Source organism: Saliniferula longa, assembly GCF_050789285.1.
GTDB lineage: Bacteria > Pseudomonadota > Alphaproteobacteria > Rhodobacterales > Rhodobacteraceae > CAVPWP01.
The window spans coordinates 126,828-142,973 of record NZ_JBOUVX010000004.1; the positions used below are offsets into that span (position 1 = coordinate 126,828).

Consider the following 16,146-nt stretch of genomic DNA (forward strand, 5'->3'; position numbering starts at 1 on the left):
AAAACAGGCAGGACTAGTGTTCACTCTGCATGTGATTGACTCACTTGCGAATGATCCCGACACAAAGCGATGTCCGGGCGAGCAGCGGAACGACAAATGGATGGCAAGCGCTACCTTATTCTCTTGGGGGCACCGAAGTGTGCCACGTCGAGTTTGGCCGTTTGGCTGAGCAAGCTTCCTGGATCTGCGCTGTCTCGAAAGAAGGAGACGCTCTTTTTCACTGGCTACGGGGCGATGAGATGGACGGGGCCGGGCGCGGGCTTCGCTGACGGGGCTCCGAAGTCGGACGACGAGTTCAGAGCCCTGTTCGACCACGCCCTCGATGCAGATCTGCGGATTGAGGCATCGACCGACAATCTTTCCTGCGAGAGCGCCTGCGAAGCGATTCAGAGATTCGCCGCGCGCAGGGATGTGAGCTCGCTCAAGGTGGTGGCGATCACCCGTGATCCCGTCGAACGGATCATCTCCGAGTACGAACACACTCTCCGCCTGGGATGGCAAAGCGGCAATCTTCTGAATTCTCTGCGCCTTGAGGCGTCGCGGCGCGCAGATCACTGGAATCCGCTGTTCCATCACATCCATCGCACCCGGTACGCCTCCCAGATTGCCCGCTTTCGCGCGGCATTCGGGTCCGATCTGCGCGTGATCGATTATCATGAACTGAGCTCGCCCAGGGTGCTGCGAGGACTTGCCGCCTTCGCGGGGAGTGACGCAAGAACTTTGCCCGACACCCTCGGCCATCTCAATGTCCGCAAGGTCTATTCGCGCCCGCTCGTTGAACAACAACTCTCGAAATCTCCGTTGCGAAAGCATGTCGGCTGGCTTGTTCCCAAGGCCATGCGATCGCGCGTCCGATCCATTCTTCGAGGCGCTCCTCAAGATCGCTACCAGCCCACTCGGGAAGAGCGCGCTTTCATTCTGAACGCGCTTCGGCCCGAGATCGAAGCCTGCATTGCGGACCCTGAAATCGAGACGAAGCACTGGACGTCCCTCGAGGTCGTGTAGGTCGGCGTTCGGTCGCACCGTTACATTCCCAAGGACGGTCATTGATTACCCGATCGGCTTTTTCGCGGAGATATCTTCAATCTTCAGCTACCCGATCGCCTTCAGCACAGCCTCGCCAAGGCCGGCGGGGCTATCGGCGACCACGATGCCGGCGGATTTCATCGCCTCGATCTTGGACTCGGCATCGCCCTTGCCACCCGCGACGATGGCGCCGGCGTGGCCCATGCGGCGGCCCGGAGGAGCGGTGCGGCCGGCGATGAAGCCGGCGGTCGGCTTCCAGCGGCCCCGCTTCTTCTCGTCAGCCAGGAACTGCGCGGCTTCCTCTTCGGCCGACCCGCCGATCTCGCCGATCATGATGATCGACTGCGTCTCGTTGTCCGCCAGGAACCATTCAAGGACGTCGATATGTTCCGTCCCCTTGATCGGATCGCCGCCGATGCCGACGCAGGTCGACTGACCAAGGCCCACGTCGGTGGTCTGCTTCACCGCTTCGTAGGTCAGCGTGCCCGAGCGCGACACCACCCCCACGGACCCGCGGCGGTGGATATGGCCGGGCATGATGCCGATCTTGCAGGCGTCGGGCGTGATGACGCCGGGGCAGTTCGGCCCGATCAGGACGGACGGCGAGTCGATCAGCGCGCGCTTCACCTTCATCATGTCGAGGACCGGGATGCCTTCGGTGATGCAGACGATCAGCTCCATCCCCGCGTCGATCGCCTCGAGGATCGAATCCGCCGCGAAGGGCGGCGGGACGTAGATGACCGTGGCGTTCGCCTTGGTCGCGGCGCGCGCCTCGTGCACCGAATCGAATACGGGAAGGTCAAGGTGCGTCTGCCCTCCCTTGCCGGGCGTCACGCCGCCGACCATCTTCGTGCCGTAGGCGATGGCCTGTTCCGAATGGAAGGTTCCCTGGCTGCCGGTGAAGCCCTGACAGATGACGCGGGTGTTCTCGTCGACGAGGATTGCCATGGTCTTACCCCTTCACCGCTTTGACGATCTTCTTGGCCGCGTCGCTCAGGTCGTCGGCGGCGATCACGTTCAGGCCGCTGTCGGCGATGATCTTCTTGCCAAGCTCGACGTTCGTCCCCTCAAGCCGCACGACAAGCGGCACTTGAAGGCCCACTTCCTTCACCGCGGCGATGATGCCCTCCGCGATGATGTCGCAGCGCATGATCCCGCCGAAGATGTTGACGAGGATGCCCTTCACGTTGGGGTCCGAGGTGATGATCTTGAAGGCCTCGGTCACCTTCTCCTTCGTGGCGCCGCCGCCCACGTCAAGGAAGTTGGCGGGCTCCGAGCCGAAAAGCTTGATGATGTCCATCGTCGCCATGGCCAGGCCCGCGCCGTTGACCATGCAGCCGATTTCGCCATCGAGCGCGATGTAGTTCAGATCGTACTTCGAGGCGGCGAGTTCCTTGGGGTCCTCTTCCGTTTCGTCACGAAGCGCGGCGATGTCGGAATGGCGGTAGACCGCGTTGCCGTCGAAGCCCATCTTGGCGTCGAGGCACTTGAGATCGCCCTTGTCGGTCACGATCAGCGGGTTGATCTCGAGCATCTCCATGTCCTTGTCCACGAAGAGCTTGTAGAGCGTGCCCATGAGGTTGACGCACTGCTTGACCTGCTGGCCCGTCAGGCCAAGGGCGAAGGCGATGCGGCGGCCATGGAAGGCCTGGTAGCCCGTGGCCGGGTCGACCGAGAAGCTCAGGATCTTCTCGGGCGTCCGGGCCGCCACCTCTTCGATGTCCATCCCGCCCTCGGTCGAACAGACGAAGGAGATGCGGCTTGACTGCCGGTCGACGAGCAGCGCGAGGTACATCTCGGTCTGGATACCGGACCCGTCCTCGATGTAGATGCGGTTGACCTGTTTGCCGGCCGGGCCAGTCTGATGCGTGATCAGCGTGCGGCCCAGCATCTTCTTGGCCTCTTCGGCCGCCTCGCTGGCCGAGCGCGCCAGTCGCACGCCGCCCTTGTCGCCTGCGTCGGCCTCCTTGAAGTGGCCCTTGCCCCGTCCGCCGGCATGAATCTGCGCCTTGACCACCCAGAGCGGCCCGTCAAGTTCGCCCGCCGCGGTCTTGGCCTCTTCGGCCCGAAGCACGACGCGGCCGTCTGAGACTGGGGCGCCGTAGTCGCGAAGAAGTGCCTTCGCCTGGTATTCGTGGATGTTCACTGGTCCGTCCCGGCTCGGTTGTTTTGCGGGAGGTATGCATGGGATCGACCCCGATTTGAACGGCTTTTCGTCATCGGCGGGCGTTTCGCGGCCATTTTCCCGATTATGTGATCACACGCGGAAAAACTGTGATCACAAGAGCGGTGCTGCAGGGCGGCATCCCGCCCAGGAAGGGTGATTCGCCGCGCCCCCGGCGTCTTGGCGCACACGATGGCCATCACCGGCCTGTTACGCGATGGCGGCCAGTTTCGACCCGCAGGGTCCACCGATCCGTCTCATGCCGGCGCCGCTGGCCACCCATGCTGGCGGCGGGCGCCGGGTTGTCGACGTGGCGCCGGACCAACCGACGACGGCCGCACCGCGGTACCCTTTGCGGCCAGTCGGTGTCCGGCGGGTCCGGCTGGCAAGCGGGCGCATTCGGACGCGCCCGACCGGAGGCGCGAAGACCCATCGGGGCTCGCCGCGCGCGGGGCCGTCAGCGGCGCGCGAGCCGGCGCATCATCTCGCGGAAGGTCAGGTCGTGGTCGAAACTGCCCGTCCGCAGAAAGATCGCGGTTTGCGCGATGACCAGCGGATTGTTCATCATGAAGGTGTGGCTGACCGGTAAGACGATGTGGTCGGCCATGCCCTCGACCTTGGTGCTTTCGACCGAGACGGTGCCGTCGTCGGGGCCGGGAATGACGGCCGAGAACAGCGGGTTGATCGAGACGTCGCCTGCGATCACCCCAAGCTCGAAATCCACCGGCGGAAGGGCGGTCGCGATGCCGCCGGTGCCAAGCGCGGGTCCCGCGGGGCCGGTCAGGGTCTCGAAGATCGCAAGCTGGCCGAAGGTGTCGACCACCTCCGACCCTTGGTTCGGCGGCGCAAGCATCACGACGCGGCCCAGGTTTTCGGGCCGGTTTCCGGCCAGCCAGGCACGGGCGAGGATGCCGCCCATCGAATGCGTGACGAAGTTCACGCGCGCCTCGCCGCATTGGGCGACCGCGTCGGTGACATAGTCGAGAAGCCCCTCGATCGGCGTTTCTTGCGACGGATAGCCCATGTTGACGAGGCCAAAGCCCGCCGCACCCAGCATCTGTTCGAGAAGCACAAGCGAGGTTTCGGTGCGGCCAAGTCCGTGAAGCAGCACGACACATCCGCCCTCGACCGGATCGGCCGTCTGCGCGGCGGCGGGGATGGGGCCGGAAAGCGCGGCGGACGCAAGAAGGGCGATGGCGCGGATCATGGACCTGTGGCTAGCCGAATCCGCGACCATGTTCCACTGTCAAACCAGACAGTCGCACGCTGCGGCCGACCAGGGGGCACCCGGCCAGCCACGCGCACCACAGATGTCAGCCAAGGCTTTCGTCGATCGCCTTGCAGGCGGCGACAAGGCCCTTCACCGCGTTGACCGACTTGTCGAACATCGCCTGTTCGTCTGCACCAAGCGTGATGTCGATCACACGCTCGACCCCACCCGCGCCGATCACCGTCGGAACACCGACGTAAAGGCCGTTCAGGCCATAGGCGCCCTCGACCCAGGCCGCGCAGGGAAGAACGCGCTTCTGGTCCTTGAGGAACGCCTCGGCCATCTCGATGGCGCTGGTCGCGGGCGCGTAATAGGCCGATCCCGTGCCCAGAAGGCCCACGATCTCGGCCCCGCCGTCACGGGTGCGCTGGACGATCGCGTCCATCTTCTCCTGCGTGGTCCAGCCCATCTTGACCAGATCAGGCAGCGGGATGCCGGCCACCGTCGAATAGCGGACCAGCGGCACCATCGTGTCGCCGTGGCCGCCCAGCACGAAGGCCGTGACGTCCTTCATCGATACGTCGAACTCGAGGCTGAGGAAGTGGCGGAACCGCGCGCTGTCCAGAACGCCGGCCATCCCGCAGACCTTCTCGCGCGGGAGACCCGAAAACTCGCGCAGGGCCCAGACCATCGCGTCGAGCGGGTTGGTGATGCAGATGACGAAGGCGTCCGGGGCATGGGCCTTGATGCCCTCGCCGACGGCCTTCATGACCTTCAGGTTGATGCCCAGCAGGTCGTCGCGGCTCATCCCCGGCTTGCGGGGGACGCCCGCGGTGACGATGCAGACGTCCGCGCCGGCGATGTCGGCATAGTCGGTCGTGCCCTTCAGGCGGGCGTCGAACCCTTCGGAAGGGCCGGCCTCTGCGATGTCCAGCGCCTTGCCCTGGGGGACGCCGTCGGCGATGTCGAAGAGAACGACGTCGCCCAGTTCCTTCATCGCGACAAGATGCGCAAGCGTGCCGCCGATCTGTCCAGCGCCGATGAGGGCGATCTTGGGTCTGGCCATGGAATATGTCTCCGGTCCGGTTGGTCTTTCGCGCCAGTGCGTAGCGACCACCGCGAGGTGACGCAAGGGTGCGCCACCGCGCAACGGGCATCGGCAGCGCTAACAGTCGGGAAAGACATCGCGCCAGGGCGCCGGCCGGATCGCCCCGGCGCCCTGACCCGCCAGAGGTCTGGCGCGGATCAGGCGTCGCTGCCCTTGGGGGCCGGCGTCTCGGCCAGATCTTCATAGGCCTGCCCCGAGGCCACGAGGCACGTGGTGCCATTCGGCAGCGTGACCGTGATCGTCCATGTCCCGGTTTCGAGAGAGGCGAAGACTTCGACCACCTGGTTGTTGGCGCCAAGTCCGATCGACTGGCGGGATTCGCCGTAGCGGTCGGCAAGCGCGGCCAGCACATGCGCGCGGGGTCCGCAGTTCTGGCCCGGGGACTGCGCGAAGGCGTGATCCGTCGCCAGCACCAGGGCGCCGATGCCGAGAGAGAAAAGTGTGAGCCGCGCGTTCATGTCCTGCCCTTTCGATTTCTGGCAGCGCCCGTCGACGGTGCGGGCAGGGCCTTGCGTCGATGGGTGAAACCCTCGCGCGGCGATGCCAACATACGGTTAATGCAGGGTGCGCCCCGGTTGGGTCCGGGTGTGGTCGCAACCCCGCCGATTGCTGCGGCGCAGAAAAAAGGCTTGCGAAAAGGTGCGCATCCGTGATGTCTGGCGCAACAAAATTACCAGACGAGGGAATCATGGCCCTGTCCGACCGTCCACTGCGCTCGGTGCTGTACATCCCGGCCTCCAAGGGACGCGCACTCGAGAAGGCGCGTGACCTGCCCGCCGACGCCATCATCTTCGACCTCGAGGATGCCATGGCCCCCGACGAGAAGGCCGCGGCGCGGGCACTTCTGGCCGAGGATCTGGCGCACGGCGGATACGGGCGGCGGCTTCGGATCGTGCGCATCAACGCCCTGTCCACCGCCTGGGGGGCCGAGGACGCCGCGGCCATCGCCCGGATGGACTGCGACGCGGTTCTGCTGCCCAAGGTCGAGAGTCCACGCGACATCGACGACCTGCGGGCGCTGACCGGAAGCCTGCCGATCTGGGCGATGATGGAGTCGCCACGCGGCGTCCTCAACGCGCTTGCGATCGCCGATGCGGCGGGGATGGAGGGCTTCGTCCTTGGCACCAACGATCTGGCGAAGGACCTGGGCTGCGACACAGGCGGCGGGCGGGCGCAGTTGATGTCGGCGCTTCAGACTTGTCTTCTGGCGGCGCGGGCCGCCGGGATCGCCTGCGTCGACGGCGTCTTCAATGCCTTCCGTGACGAGGACGGTCTGCGCGCCGAATGCGCGCAGGGGCGCGATCTGGGCATGGACGGCAAGACACTGATCCACCCCTTGCAGATCGCCATCGCGAACGAGGTCTTCGCGCCCTCCTCCGACGCCGTCGACCTTGCCCGGCGCCAGATCGCCGCGTTTGACGAGGCGCTGGCGAAAGGCGAAGCTGTTGCCGTCGTCGACGGCAAGATCGTCGAGAACCTGCATGTTGCCACGGCCCGCGCGACGCTTGCCCGGGCCGCGGCCATCGCCGCGATGGAGTCCGCATGACGCTTCTAATCCTCGGGATCCTGCTTTGGGTGGCGGGCCATTTCTTCAAGCGTGCGCTTCCGGGCCTGCACGACAGTCTGGGTCCCGCCGCCAAGGGTGTCTCGGCCGTGGTGATCCTTGCGGGCGTCGTCCTCATGGTGATCGGCTACCGGGGGGCCTACACGGACCTCGCCTTTGTCCCGCCGTCCTGGGGGATCCACCTCAACAACCTGCTGATGCTGCTGGCGGTCTACCTTTACGCCGCCAGCGGCACCAAGGCACGGCTTGCCACCCGGATGCGGCATCCGCAGCTCACCGCCGTCAAGACCTGGGCCGTGGCGCATCTTCTGGTCAACGGCGACTGGGCTTCGGTCGTGCTGTTCGGGTCGCTTCTGGCCTGGGCCGTGGCCGAGGTCATCGTGATCAACCGCAGCAATCGCGACTGGACGCCGCCCGAATGGGGTGGCCGCACGGCCGAGATTCGGGCGCTGGCCGGAACGGCGATCGTCTTCGCCGTGATCGCGGGCATCCACGCCTGGCTTGGCTACTGGCCCTTTCCCGGCTGAGATATGACGAAGACCAATCCCGGCCGTTTCTTCGAGGATTATCGCCTGGGCGAAGTCATCGTTCATGCCGCGCCGCGGACGCTGGGCGAAGGCGAACGCGCGCTTTACCATGCGCTCTATCCAGCGCGTCATGCCCTGCATTCGTCGGATGCCTTCGCACAGGCCTGCGGGATGCCGGCCTCGCCCCTGGACGACCTTCTCGTCTTCCACACGGTGTTCGGAAAGACAGTGCCCGACATCTCGCTCAACGCGGTGGCGAACCTCGGCTATGCCGCGGGCCGCTGGCTGAAGCCCGTCTGGCCCGGTGACACGCTGCGCTCGGAAAGCCAGGTGATCGGCCTGCGCGAGAACTCGAATGGAACTTCGGGCATCGTCTTCGTCGAGACGCGGGGCTTCGACCAGCTGGACGACCCCGTCTTAAGCTATGTGCGCTGGGTGATGGTGCGCAAGCGCGACCCTTCTGCGCCCGCGCCACAGCCCGTGGTGCCCGAATTGCCAGCGGCGGTCCTGCCCGAAGACCTGACCGTGCCGGAAGGCCTGACTTTCGCATCCTACGATTTCGCCCTTGCGGGCGAACCGCATCGCTTGGGCGACTATGCCATCGGCGAGACGATCGACCATGTCGACCAGGTCACCGTGGAAGAGGCCGAACACATGCTGGCCACGCGGCTGTGGCAGAACACCTCGAAGGTGCACTTCGACGCCACGCTGCGCGAGGATGGCAAGCGGCTGGTCTATGGCGGCCATGTCATGTCGCTTGCCCGGACGCTCAGCTTCAATGGCCTGGCGAATGCCCAGATGATCGTCGCGCTGAACGGCGGCAGCCACGCCGCGCCCTGCTTTGCCGGTGACACGCTGGGCGCCTGGTCCGAGGTGCTGGACAAGGCGGAAACCGGAGTGCCCGGTGTGGGCGCATTGCGCCTTCGCCTGGTGGCGGTGCGGGCCGGCACGCCGCCCTTCGCGCTGCGGGACGACTCGGGCCGGTATGCGCCCGGGGTCCTTCTGGACCTCGACTACTGGGCGCTGATCCCGATGTGATCGCATTCGTGATCACACGACCGAAAAGTGTGATCACGAAACGCCGAAAAATGCCGCGATGCGCCAAAAAACCGCGCCGCAATGCGGCTAGGGCGCGTGACAGCGCGGAATTCCGCGTTATCAATGGCGCCAATGCCGCGCGGTGCCGGCCGCGACGAATAAGAGGAAGGGACATCGACGATGCCTGACGTCAACAGGGGCGACCGACCGCTGTCGCCATTCATGATCGGCCCCTACTACCGGCCGCAGTTGACTTCGATCACCTCGATCTTCGTGCGGATCACGGGCAACGCCCTGGGTGTGGCTGGCCTGCTTGTCGTCTGGTGGCTTCTTGCCGCCGCGACCTCGGCGGAATACTTCGCCGTCGCAGATGCCGTGCTGACCTCGTGGTTCGGTGATCTGGTGCTGTTCCTGTCGCTCTGGGCGCTCTGGTATCACATGCTGGGCGGACTGCGGCACCTCTACTGGGATCAGGGTGGCAGCCTTGACGTGGCGCTGGCAGAAAAGATGGGCAAAGGCATGATCGCGGGCTCGGTCGTCTTGACCATCCTGACCGCGCTCGTGCTGTAGGAGGGGCGACGATGACCTACGCGACCGACCGCAAGCGCGCAGTGGGCCTTGGCTCGGCCAAGGAGGGGACGCATCACTTCTGGTCGATGCAGGTCAGTTCGATCGCGCTTGCGCTTCTGATCCCGCTTTTCGTCTTCACTTTCGGGCGCATCCTTGGCGCGCCCCATGACGAGGTGGTCGCCTATTTCAGCCGCCCCTTCCCCGCACTTGTCGCGGCCGGAACGATCGCGGTGGGCTTCATGCACTTCAAGAACGGCGTGCGCGTGATGATCGAGGACTACACCGGGGGTCTGACCCGGACATATCTGATCATCGGCACGATCATCTTCAGCTACGCAGCGGCGGCGACGGGGCTTTACGCCATCGCCCGGATCGCGCTGTAAGGAGCAGGACAGAATGGCTGCATACGACTACGAGACGCATACCTATGACGTCGTGGTGGTGGGCGCGGGCGGATCGGGCCTGCGCGCGACGCTGGGCATGGCCGAACAGGGGCTGCGAACCGCCTGCATCACCAAGGTCTTCCCGACCCGGTCCCACACCGTCGCGGCTCAGGGCGGCATCGCCGCGTCGCTGGGCAACATGGGCCCGGACCACTGGCAATGGCACATGTACGACACCGTGAAGGGGTCGGACTGGCTGGGCGACGTCGACGCGATGGAATACCTTGCGCGCGAGGCGCCGAAGGCGGTCTACGAGCTTGAGCACTACGGCGTTCCCTTCTCGCGCACCGAAGAGGGCAAGATCTACCAGCGCCCCTTCGGCGGCCACACCACGGAATTCGGCGAAGGCCCGCCGGTCCAGCGCACCTGCGCCGCGGCCGACCGCACCGGCCACGCGATCCTGCACACGCTCTACGGCCAGTCGCTGAAGGAGAAGGCCGAGTTCTTCATCGAGTATTTCGCGATCGACCTCATCATGTCGGACGATGGCGTCTGCCAGGGCGTCGTGGCCTGGAAGCTTGATGACGGCACGATCCACGTCTTCAACGCAAAGATGACCGTGCTGGCCACCGGCGGCTATGGCCGCGCCTATTTCAGCGCGACCTCGGCGCACACCTGCACCGGCGACGGCGGCGGCATGGTCGCGCGCGCGGGTCTCCCGCTTCAGGACATGGAGTTCGTGCAGTTCCATCCCACGGGCATCTACGGCGCGGGCTGCCTCATCACCGAGGGCGCGCGCGGCGAGGGCGGGTATCTGACGAACTCGGAAGGCGAGCGTTTCATGGAACGCTACGCCCCCACCTACAAGGACCTCGCCAGCCGCGACGTCGTAAGCCGCTGCATGACGATCGAGATCCGCGAAGGGCGCGGCGTGGGGGCCGGGAAGGACCACATCCACCTGCACCTCAACCACCTGCCGCCGGAAACCCTGCACGAGCGGCTTCCCGGCATCTCGGAATCGGCCCGGATCTTCGCCGGCGTCGACGTGACCAAGGAACCGATCCCGGTTCTGCCGACCGTGCACTACAACATGGGCGGCATTCCGACGAACTACTGGGGCGAGGTGCTGAATCCGACAACGACCGATCCCGACCGCGTAAGCCCCGGCCTCATGGCCGTGGGCGAGGCCGGCTGCGCCAGCGTGCACGGCGCGAACCGGCTTGGCTCGAACAGTCTGATCGATCTCGTGGTGTTCGGCCGCGCCGCCGCGATCCGCGCCGGCGAAGTGGTGGACCCCGCGGCACCGAACCCGACCCTGAACAAGGCGTCCATCGACAAGGCCCTGGGCCGCTTCGACGACCTGCGCCATGCCAAGGGCACGGTATCGACGGCCGAACTTCGGCTCGAGATGCAGAAGACCATGCAGTCCGACGCCGCCGTCTTCCGCACCGACAAGACGCTCGCCGAAGGGGTCGAGAAGATGTATGCCGTCGCCGCCAAGATGGACGACATCCAGGTCACCGACCGCTCGATGATCTGGAACAGCGACCTGATGGAGACGCTGGAGCTGACCAACCTGATGCCGAACGCGTTGGCGACGATCGTCGGCGCCGAGGCCCGCAAGGAAAGCCGCGGGGCGCATGCGCACGAGGATCACCCGAACCGCGACGACGAGACGTGGCGCAAGCACACGCTGGCCTGGGTGAACGGCAAGGTCGAACTGGACTACCGCCCGGTGCACCTCAATCCGCTTCTGGGCCACAACGAAGGCGGGATCGACCTCAAGCGGATCGCGCCCAAGGCACGGGTCTATTGAGGGCGGCGGGGGTCATGTTGGCGGCACTTATGGTGGCGGGCTGCGCGACACCTCCGTCGATGCCGGCCGCGCCGGGCACGGTGCAGTGCGGCCCCGCCACCTCGGCCGCGATCGGCGGCGAGGCGATCATGGGCGTGGGAAGCGACGGGTTCATCTCGGACAGCAACCTCGTCTTCAGCACCAGCGTCAGCCCCGGCAGCGCCAGTTGCACTCGGGTCGGCGGCACGGTGCCGATCGTTCGATGAGGCGCGCGCCTCGACACTTCGCGCCATGCGCCCCCAAGGGCCAGCCGGCGCACAGGACGGCACAGACGAACCGCGGCCGCGACGCCGGGGTTGCGATGCAAGGAACAGACGCATGGTTCAGCTGACCCTTCCCAAGAACAGCCGGATCCGTACCGGCAAGACGTGGCCAAAGCCCGCGGGCGCCACCAACGTTAGGAAGTTCCAGATCTACCGCTGGAGCCCCGACGACGGCGAGAACCCGCGCATCGACACCTATTTCGTCGACATGGACACCTGCGGGCCGATGGTTCTGGACGCCCTCATCAAGATCAAGAACGAAATCGACCCGACGCTGACCTTCCGCCGGTCGTGCCGCGAAGGCATCTGCGGGTCCTGCGCGATGAACATCGACGGGATCAACACGCTGGCCTGCATCTATGGCATGGACGAGATCAAGGGCGACGTGCGGATCTATCCCCTGCCGCACATGCCGGTGATTAGGGACCTGATCCCCGACCTCACGCATTTCTACGCCCAGCACGCCAGCATCATGCCCTGGCTCGAGACCAAGACGCAGCGCCCCGAGCACGAATGGCGCCAGTCGATCGAAGACCGAAAGAAGCTTGACGGGCTTTACGAATGCGTCATGTGCGCGTCCTGCTCGACCGCCTGCCCGTCCTATTGGTGGAACGGCGATCGCTACCTTGGCCCCGCCGCGCTGCTTCATGCCTATCGCTGGATCATCGACAGCCGCGACGAGGCCACCGGCGAGCGGCTGGACGAGCTTGAGGATCCATTCAAGCTTTATCGGTGCCACACGATCATGAACTGCGCCAAGACCTGCCCAAAGGGCCTGAATCCGGCGCAGGCCATCGCCGAAATCAAGCGGATGATGGTCGAACGGATGGTTTGACGACCAGGCGCGTCCGCCCGCCAATTGACGAACGCTGGCGTCGCAGTCCCGTCTGCGGGCGCCGGGATTGCGAGTCCCTTGCCATCCCAAGGCTCGCCCGGCACGCCGTTCCCCTGCCGATACCGTCAGTGACGGGCCAACGGACATGACAGATCGTCGTCAGGGTCGGCGACAGATCACCCTGACAGGCAACACCGCGCGTACCGCAACATGCACCGCCGCTATGCTGCCCGTGTGGTGACGTCATTCGATGACTGGGGGTTAAGTGGCGCACCTCGACGGAGAAAGTTCGAACACTCTGTTTGAGGCTCTAGCTAACTGGGAACGTCATCTCGCATCAATAGACGCTAAGCGTCTGAGGTGCGAACATGATAAATTCGCGCCATAAATTCAATAAGATAGCCAAGGATGAGGCGGAGAAGTCGAAGTATCCGCCGCCGTTCTCGCTGCGCCTGACCTATGAGGAACGGGCGCGGCTGGATGCCGAACGGGGCGATCAGTCGCTCGGGGGATATATCCGCGAGCGTCTGTTTGGGGATGATGCTGCGCCGCGCAAGAAGCGCGGCAACAGCCCCGTTCAGGACAAGGAAGCCCTTGGCCGCGTCATGGGCGCGCTCGGCCAGTCGCGCCTGTCTGCCAACCTGAACCAGCTCGCCAAGGCAGTGAACACGGGCTCCCTGCCCGTCACGCCAGAGACGGAAGCAGAACTGATCGAGGCCTGCCGCGAAGTCTCGGAAATCCGTGATGCCCTCATGCGGGCGCTCGGCAAGATGCCAGGCGGTGCGCCGTGATCCTGAAAGCCAAAGAGCGCGGCAATGCCCCGCAGCTCGCCCGCTATCTGCTGGCGATGCGGGACAACGATCATGTCGAGCTGCATGAGGTGCGCGGGTTTATCAGTGACGATCTGGTCGAAGCCTTCGGCGAAGCCGATGCCATCGCGCGCGGAACGCGCTGTCAGAAGTACCTGTTCTCGATGAGCTTCAACCCGCCCCAAGGGGCGAATGCCTCCATCGAGGACTTCGAGAAGGCCATCGAGCAAGTCGAAGCCAAGCTCGGGCTGAACAGCCAGCCCCGCGCCATCGTCTTCCATGAGAAAGACGGACGGCGGCATGCGCATGCCGTCTGGTCGCGGATCGACAGCGAGCGGATGCGGGCAATCAACCTGCCGCACTCCAGGATCAAGCTGCGGGACGTTTCGCGCCAGCTCTATCTTGAGCACGGCTGGAGCATGCCGCGCGGCCTGGAAGATCGCCGCCTGCGCGATCCGCTGAACTTCACGCGGGAAGAATGGCAGCAGGCACGCCGCGCTGGCCTCGACCCGAAGGAGCTGAAGGCCGTCTTCAAGACCGTCTGGGAATCATCCGACAATCGCGCCGCGTTTGAACAGGCACTGAAAGAGCGTGGGTTCTGGCTCGCCAGAGGTGATCGGCGCGGCTTTGTCGCGGTCGATTATCGCGGCGAGGTCTTTGCTGTCGCCCGCTACAGCGGCGTGAAGGCAAAGGACGCGGCTGCCAAGCTCGGCGATCCGCAAGGGCTTCGTTCTGTCGATGAGATCAAGGCCGAGATCGCGGGCGGCATGACAGCCAGGTTGCAGGAGTTCATCAGGCAGGCCGAACGGGACGCGGCGCGGCGGTCGTTGCAGATCGACTTCCGCAAGTCGGAGATTGTCGGGCGGCATGAGGAAGAGCGCCGCGCGCTCACCGAAGCCCATGAGAGGCGCTGGCAAGCGGAAACCCGCAAGCGGGCTGAGCGTCTGCCGAAGGGGTTTTCGGGCATCTGGCATCGCCTGACAGGGCGTTATGCCAAGGTGAAAGAACAGAACGAGCGCGAAGCGCTCGATGCCCTGCACCGCGACCGCGCCGAAAAAGATGCGCTGATCCTGCGGCAGATCGAAGAGCGGCAAGCCATCCAGCGCGACATCCGTGCGCAGAGGGAAGCGGCTCAAGAAGAGCTGCTGCGGCTGCGCGAGGATGTGGCGCACTACATGCGCGAGGATCGGCATGACCCCGATCAGACACCTACGCGCAAGCGCGAAAAATCGCGTGAAGAAGAAGGCCGCAAGCCCGAACGCGCCCCGCGCCCGCATCGCAGGCGCAGCTTCGAGCCTTAAACCAAAGCAAATATTCTTCCAGATTTCTGCCGATGCGCTCACTTCCTAATGTGGCGACATATAAGTACGGCTCACGCTATAGCTAATGACCTACACAACTGTCCTTCTTTGGATAAGGGTATGGATCGGTTCTTCCTAAGTAAGCCGTCACCGGACCGCCTGGTCTCAGCCGAACGTATTCGATGTAGTTTTTGCCACCTCTATAGCACGGAGGAAGGTGTGGCATGGGTGAATTCGCATCGAGTTCGAGGCTAGGATTATGCAGGACGGCAACGACCCCAGATTTGTCTAGCGCCTCAAAAACGTAAAATACAAAACTTCGATCACGAATGTCAGCTCCACCACCCTCGATTGAGAGATCATATTTCATTCTTCTTAATTTTAGTTCTTTGTTGCCGTTGCTCGTCCAGAAATAGGCTCCATCCCTGAATTCTATCGCCATCTCCTTTTTGTCATCAATTTCGCTATTCTGAAGATTTGAGCCAATCGAGTCTGGATAGAGGCGCTCAAGGACTATGCCCATGGCGCGAAGGTCATTGTCTGTATGGGCATACTGCATTGCATTATACCAGAGGGTAGAGCCAGTCCCATGAATCGGCGGCAAGGCGGCAGGGCGAGCCAGCGTGGCAATTGAAACCAATGCCGCGAAAGTTAGAAAAAATAGTGGCACTCCAAACTTTGATAAATCTAATCGCTTCATGCGCATCTCAAAAATGTCATTCATTCTTGATTGTACCATATTGATCTACAATTTCGCCCATTAAGAATACACAGTGATTCATGCCTCTTTGAACCGCAACGATTTGGAAGGGCAAAGGGCGCTCTAGGAGCGCCCTTCTTCGTTTTGCGGCGGGGTGTCGTCCAGCGGAGCCCGCAGGACGATCCGTCCGTTGATCGGGCAAGTCTCAAGCTGAAGCGTGTAGCCCTGTCTGTCCCTGTGCGCCCAAGCTGCGCCGACTTTGTTCCAGGAAGATTTCTCGCCCTTCTGCGTGACGTGCCAGGCCAGAAAGTCGGGTGCGTTCAGTGCTGGGGTAGTTTTCGTTTTTTCGCGTGCCATGATCTCATCTCCTTTGTTTGGGGTGGCTTGCTAACGCCCTCCCGTCAGGCCGAAGGCAAAGGTGCGGAGTTCATGGTCAACACGGCTGGCGCAGCCGAGTGGTGCGGGCAGACCATTGAAGGCCGTGCCGCGTTCGGCCAAGGAGATCGCGAAGTGATTTGGGGTGTTGCAAAGCAAGTCAGCCAATCAGAGGGGATGATTGGCACGGGGGCAGAAAAACGGTGACTGACCTTCAGCCAGCCGCATCCGTCATGACCTGCTGCGTGTCTCGCGCATCTTCGAGGCGTTCATCCGCACCTTACAATCGCTCGCACTGTCTTCGGCGCGCTTGGGGCGGGTCAAACCCGATGCCCGCGTCTTTCCAATCAAACCGCGATCAATCCCGCCGTGCTCTTGGCGATGCCTGCCGCAAACGGAGTCTGCGCTCCCTGCGCAT

Annotated in this window: 19 protein-coding genes; 12 read left to right on the top strand and 7 right to left on the bottom strand. The window is 64.1% G+C overall.

Annotation, left to right across the window (positions count from 1 at the left end; genetic code table 11):
- Positions 1–96: 96 nt before the first annotated feature.
- Positions 97–1,005 carry a hypothetical protein gene (locus tag ACRDNQ_RS17010; RefSeq protein ID WP_431829907.1) on the top strand — a complete coding sequence of 303 codons (909 nt, stop codon included), beginning with the start codon at positions 97–99 and terminating at the stop codon, positions 1,003–1,005.
- A gap of 87 nt (positions 1,006–1,092) precedes the next feature.
- On the opposite strand, the gene sucD is transcribed toward ACRDNQ_RS17010, so the two are convergent.
- The 5 genes from sucD to ACRDNQ_RS17035 all read right to left on the bottom strand — a co-directional run bounded on the left by sucD (position 1,093) and on the right by ACRDNQ_RS17035 (position 5,966).
- Positions 1,093–1,974 carry a succinate--CoA ligase subunit alpha gene (gene sucD, locus ACRDNQ_RS17015; protein WP_431829908.1) on the bottom strand — a complete coding sequence of 294 codons (882 nt, stop codon included), beginning with the start codon at positions 1,972–1,974 and terminating at the stop codon, positions 1,093–1,095.
- Positions 1,975–1,978: 4 nt separating this feature from the next.
- A complete protein-coding gene (gene sucC / locus ACRDNQ_RS17020) occupies positions 1,979–3,172 on the bottom strand; it encodes an ADP-forming succinate--CoA ligase subunit beta (protein ID WP_431829909.1) in 1,194 nt (397 codons plus the stop codon).
- 475 nt (positions 3,173–3,647) lie between these two features.
- Positions 3,648–4,397, bottom strand: a complete 750-nt coding sequence (locus ACRDNQ_RS17025) for an esterase/lipase family protein (protein WP_431829910.1) — start codon at positions 4,395–4,397, stop codon at positions 3,648–3,650.
- A 106-nt stretch (positions 4,398–4,503) separates the two neighbouring features.
- Positions 4,504–5,466, bottom strand: a complete 963-nt coding sequence (gene mdh, locus ACRDNQ_RS17030; protein ID WP_431829911.1) for a malate dehydrogenase — start codon at positions 5,464–5,466, stop codon at positions 4,504–4,506.
- 179 nt (positions 5,467–5,645) lie between these two features.
- The gene (locus tag ACRDNQ_RS17035) at positions 5,646–5,966 is read right to left on the bottom strand and encodes a hypothetical protein (RefSeq protein WP_431829912.1); all 321 of its coding nucleotides are present in this window, start codon (positions 5,964–5,966) and stop codon (positions 5,646–5,648) included.
- A gap of 194 nt (positions 5,967–6,160) precedes the next feature.
- Here ACRDNQ_RS17035 and ACRDNQ_RS17040 point away from each other — a divergent pair, with 194 nt between their 5' ends.
- From ACRDNQ_RS17040 to ACRDNQ_RS17085, 10 genes are all read left to right on the top strand, one after another.
- Positions 6,161–7,054 (top strand): HpcH/HpaI aldolase/citrate lyase family protein, encoded by an 894-nt coding sequence (locus ACRDNQ_RS17040; RefSeq protein ID WP_431829913.1) that lies wholly within the window; start codon positions 6,161–6,163, stop codon positions 7,052–7,054.
- Positions 7,051–7,599 (top strand): NnrU family protein, encoded by a 549-nt coding sequence (locus ACRDNQ_RS17045; protein WP_431829914.1) that lies wholly within the window; start codon positions 7,051–7,053, stop codon positions 7,597–7,599. Before ACRDNQ_RS17040 ends, ACRDNQ_RS17045 begins: the two co-directional genes overlap by 4 nt.
- A gap of 3 nt (positions 7,600–7,602) precedes the next feature.
- Positions 7,603–8,637: a MaoC family dehydratase gene (locus tag ACRDNQ_RS17050; RefSeq protein WP_431829915.1), complete on the top strand. Its 1,035-nt coding sequence runs from the start codon at positions 7,603–7,605 to the stop codon at positions 8,635–8,637.
- Positions 8,638–8,817: 180 nt separating this feature from the next.
- Positions 8,818–9,207, top strand: coding sequence for a succinate dehydrogenase, cytochrome b556 subunit (gene sdhC, locus ACRDNQ_RS17055; RefSeq protein WP_431829916.1), 390 nt, complete (start codon positions 8,818–8,820; stop codon positions 9,205–9,207).
- A gap of 11 nt (positions 9,208–9,218) precedes the next feature.
- Positions 9,219–9,590, top strand: a complete 372-nt coding sequence (gene sdhD, locus ACRDNQ_RS17060) for a succinate dehydrogenase, hydrophobic membrane anchor protein (RefSeq protein ID WP_431829917.1) — start codon at positions 9,219–9,221, stop codon at positions 9,588–9,590.
- Between the two features lie 13 nt (positions 9,591–9,603).
- Complete coding sequence (gene sdhA / locus ACRDNQ_RS17065) at positions 9,604–11,406, top strand: succinate dehydrogenase flavoprotein subunit (RefSeq protein WP_431829918.1); 1,803 nt, start codon at positions 9,604–9,606, stop codon at positions 11,404–11,406.
- 14 nt (positions 11,407–11,420) lie between these two features.
- Complete coding sequence (locus tag ACRDNQ_RS17070) at positions 11,421–11,651, top strand: hypothetical protein (RefSeq protein WP_431829919.1); 231 nt, start codon at positions 11,421–11,423, stop codon at positions 11,649–11,651.
- A gap of 112 nt (positions 11,652–11,763) precedes the next feature.
- Entirely contained in the window at positions 11,764–12,543 is a 780-nt protein-coding gene (locus ACRDNQ_RS17075) for a succinate dehydrogenase iron-sulfur subunit (RefSeq protein ID WP_431829920.1), read from the top strand.
- A 368-nt stretch (positions 12,544–12,911) separates the two neighbouring features.
- The gene (locus ACRDNQ_RS17080; RefSeq protein WP_431829921.1) at positions 12,912–13,334 is read left to right on the top strand and encodes a MobC domain-containing protein; all 423 of its coding nucleotides are present in this window, start codon (positions 12,912–12,914) and stop codon (positions 13,332–13,334) included.
- Positions 13,331–14,653, top strand: a complete 1,323-nt coding sequence (locus tag ACRDNQ_RS17085) for a relaxase/mobilization nuclease domain-containing protein (RefSeq protein ID WP_431829922.1) — start codon at positions 13,331–13,333, stop codon at positions 14,651–14,653. The genes ACRDNQ_RS17080 and ACRDNQ_RS17085 overlap by 4 nt, the downstream gene beginning before the upstream one ends.
- An 82-nt stretch (positions 14,654–14,735) precedes the next feature.
- Here the strand turns inward: ACRDNQ_RS17085 and ACRDNQ_RS17090 are convergent, their stop codons facing one another.
- Positions 14,736–15,377, bottom strand: a complete 642-nt coding sequence (locus ACRDNQ_RS17090) for a hypothetical protein (RefSeq protein WP_431829923.1) — start codon at positions 15,375–15,377, stop codon at positions 14,736–14,738.
- A 99-nt stretch (positions 15,378–15,476) separates the two neighbouring features.
- A complete protein-coding gene (locus ACRDNQ_RS17095; RefSeq protein WP_431829924.1) occupies positions 15,477–15,710 on the bottom strand; it encodes a hypothetical protein in 234 nt (77 codons plus the stop codon).
- A 72-nt stretch (positions 15,711–15,782) separates the two neighbouring features.
- On the opposite strand from ACRDNQ_RS17095, the gene ACRDNQ_RS17100 reads away from it, so the two are divergent.
- Positions 15,783–15,935, top strand: a complete 153-nt coding sequence (locus ACRDNQ_RS17100) for a hypothetical protein (RefSeq protein ID WP_431829925.1) — start codon at positions 15,783–15,785, stop codon at positions 15,933–15,935.
- Positions 15,936–16,146: the final 211 nt, after the last annotated feature.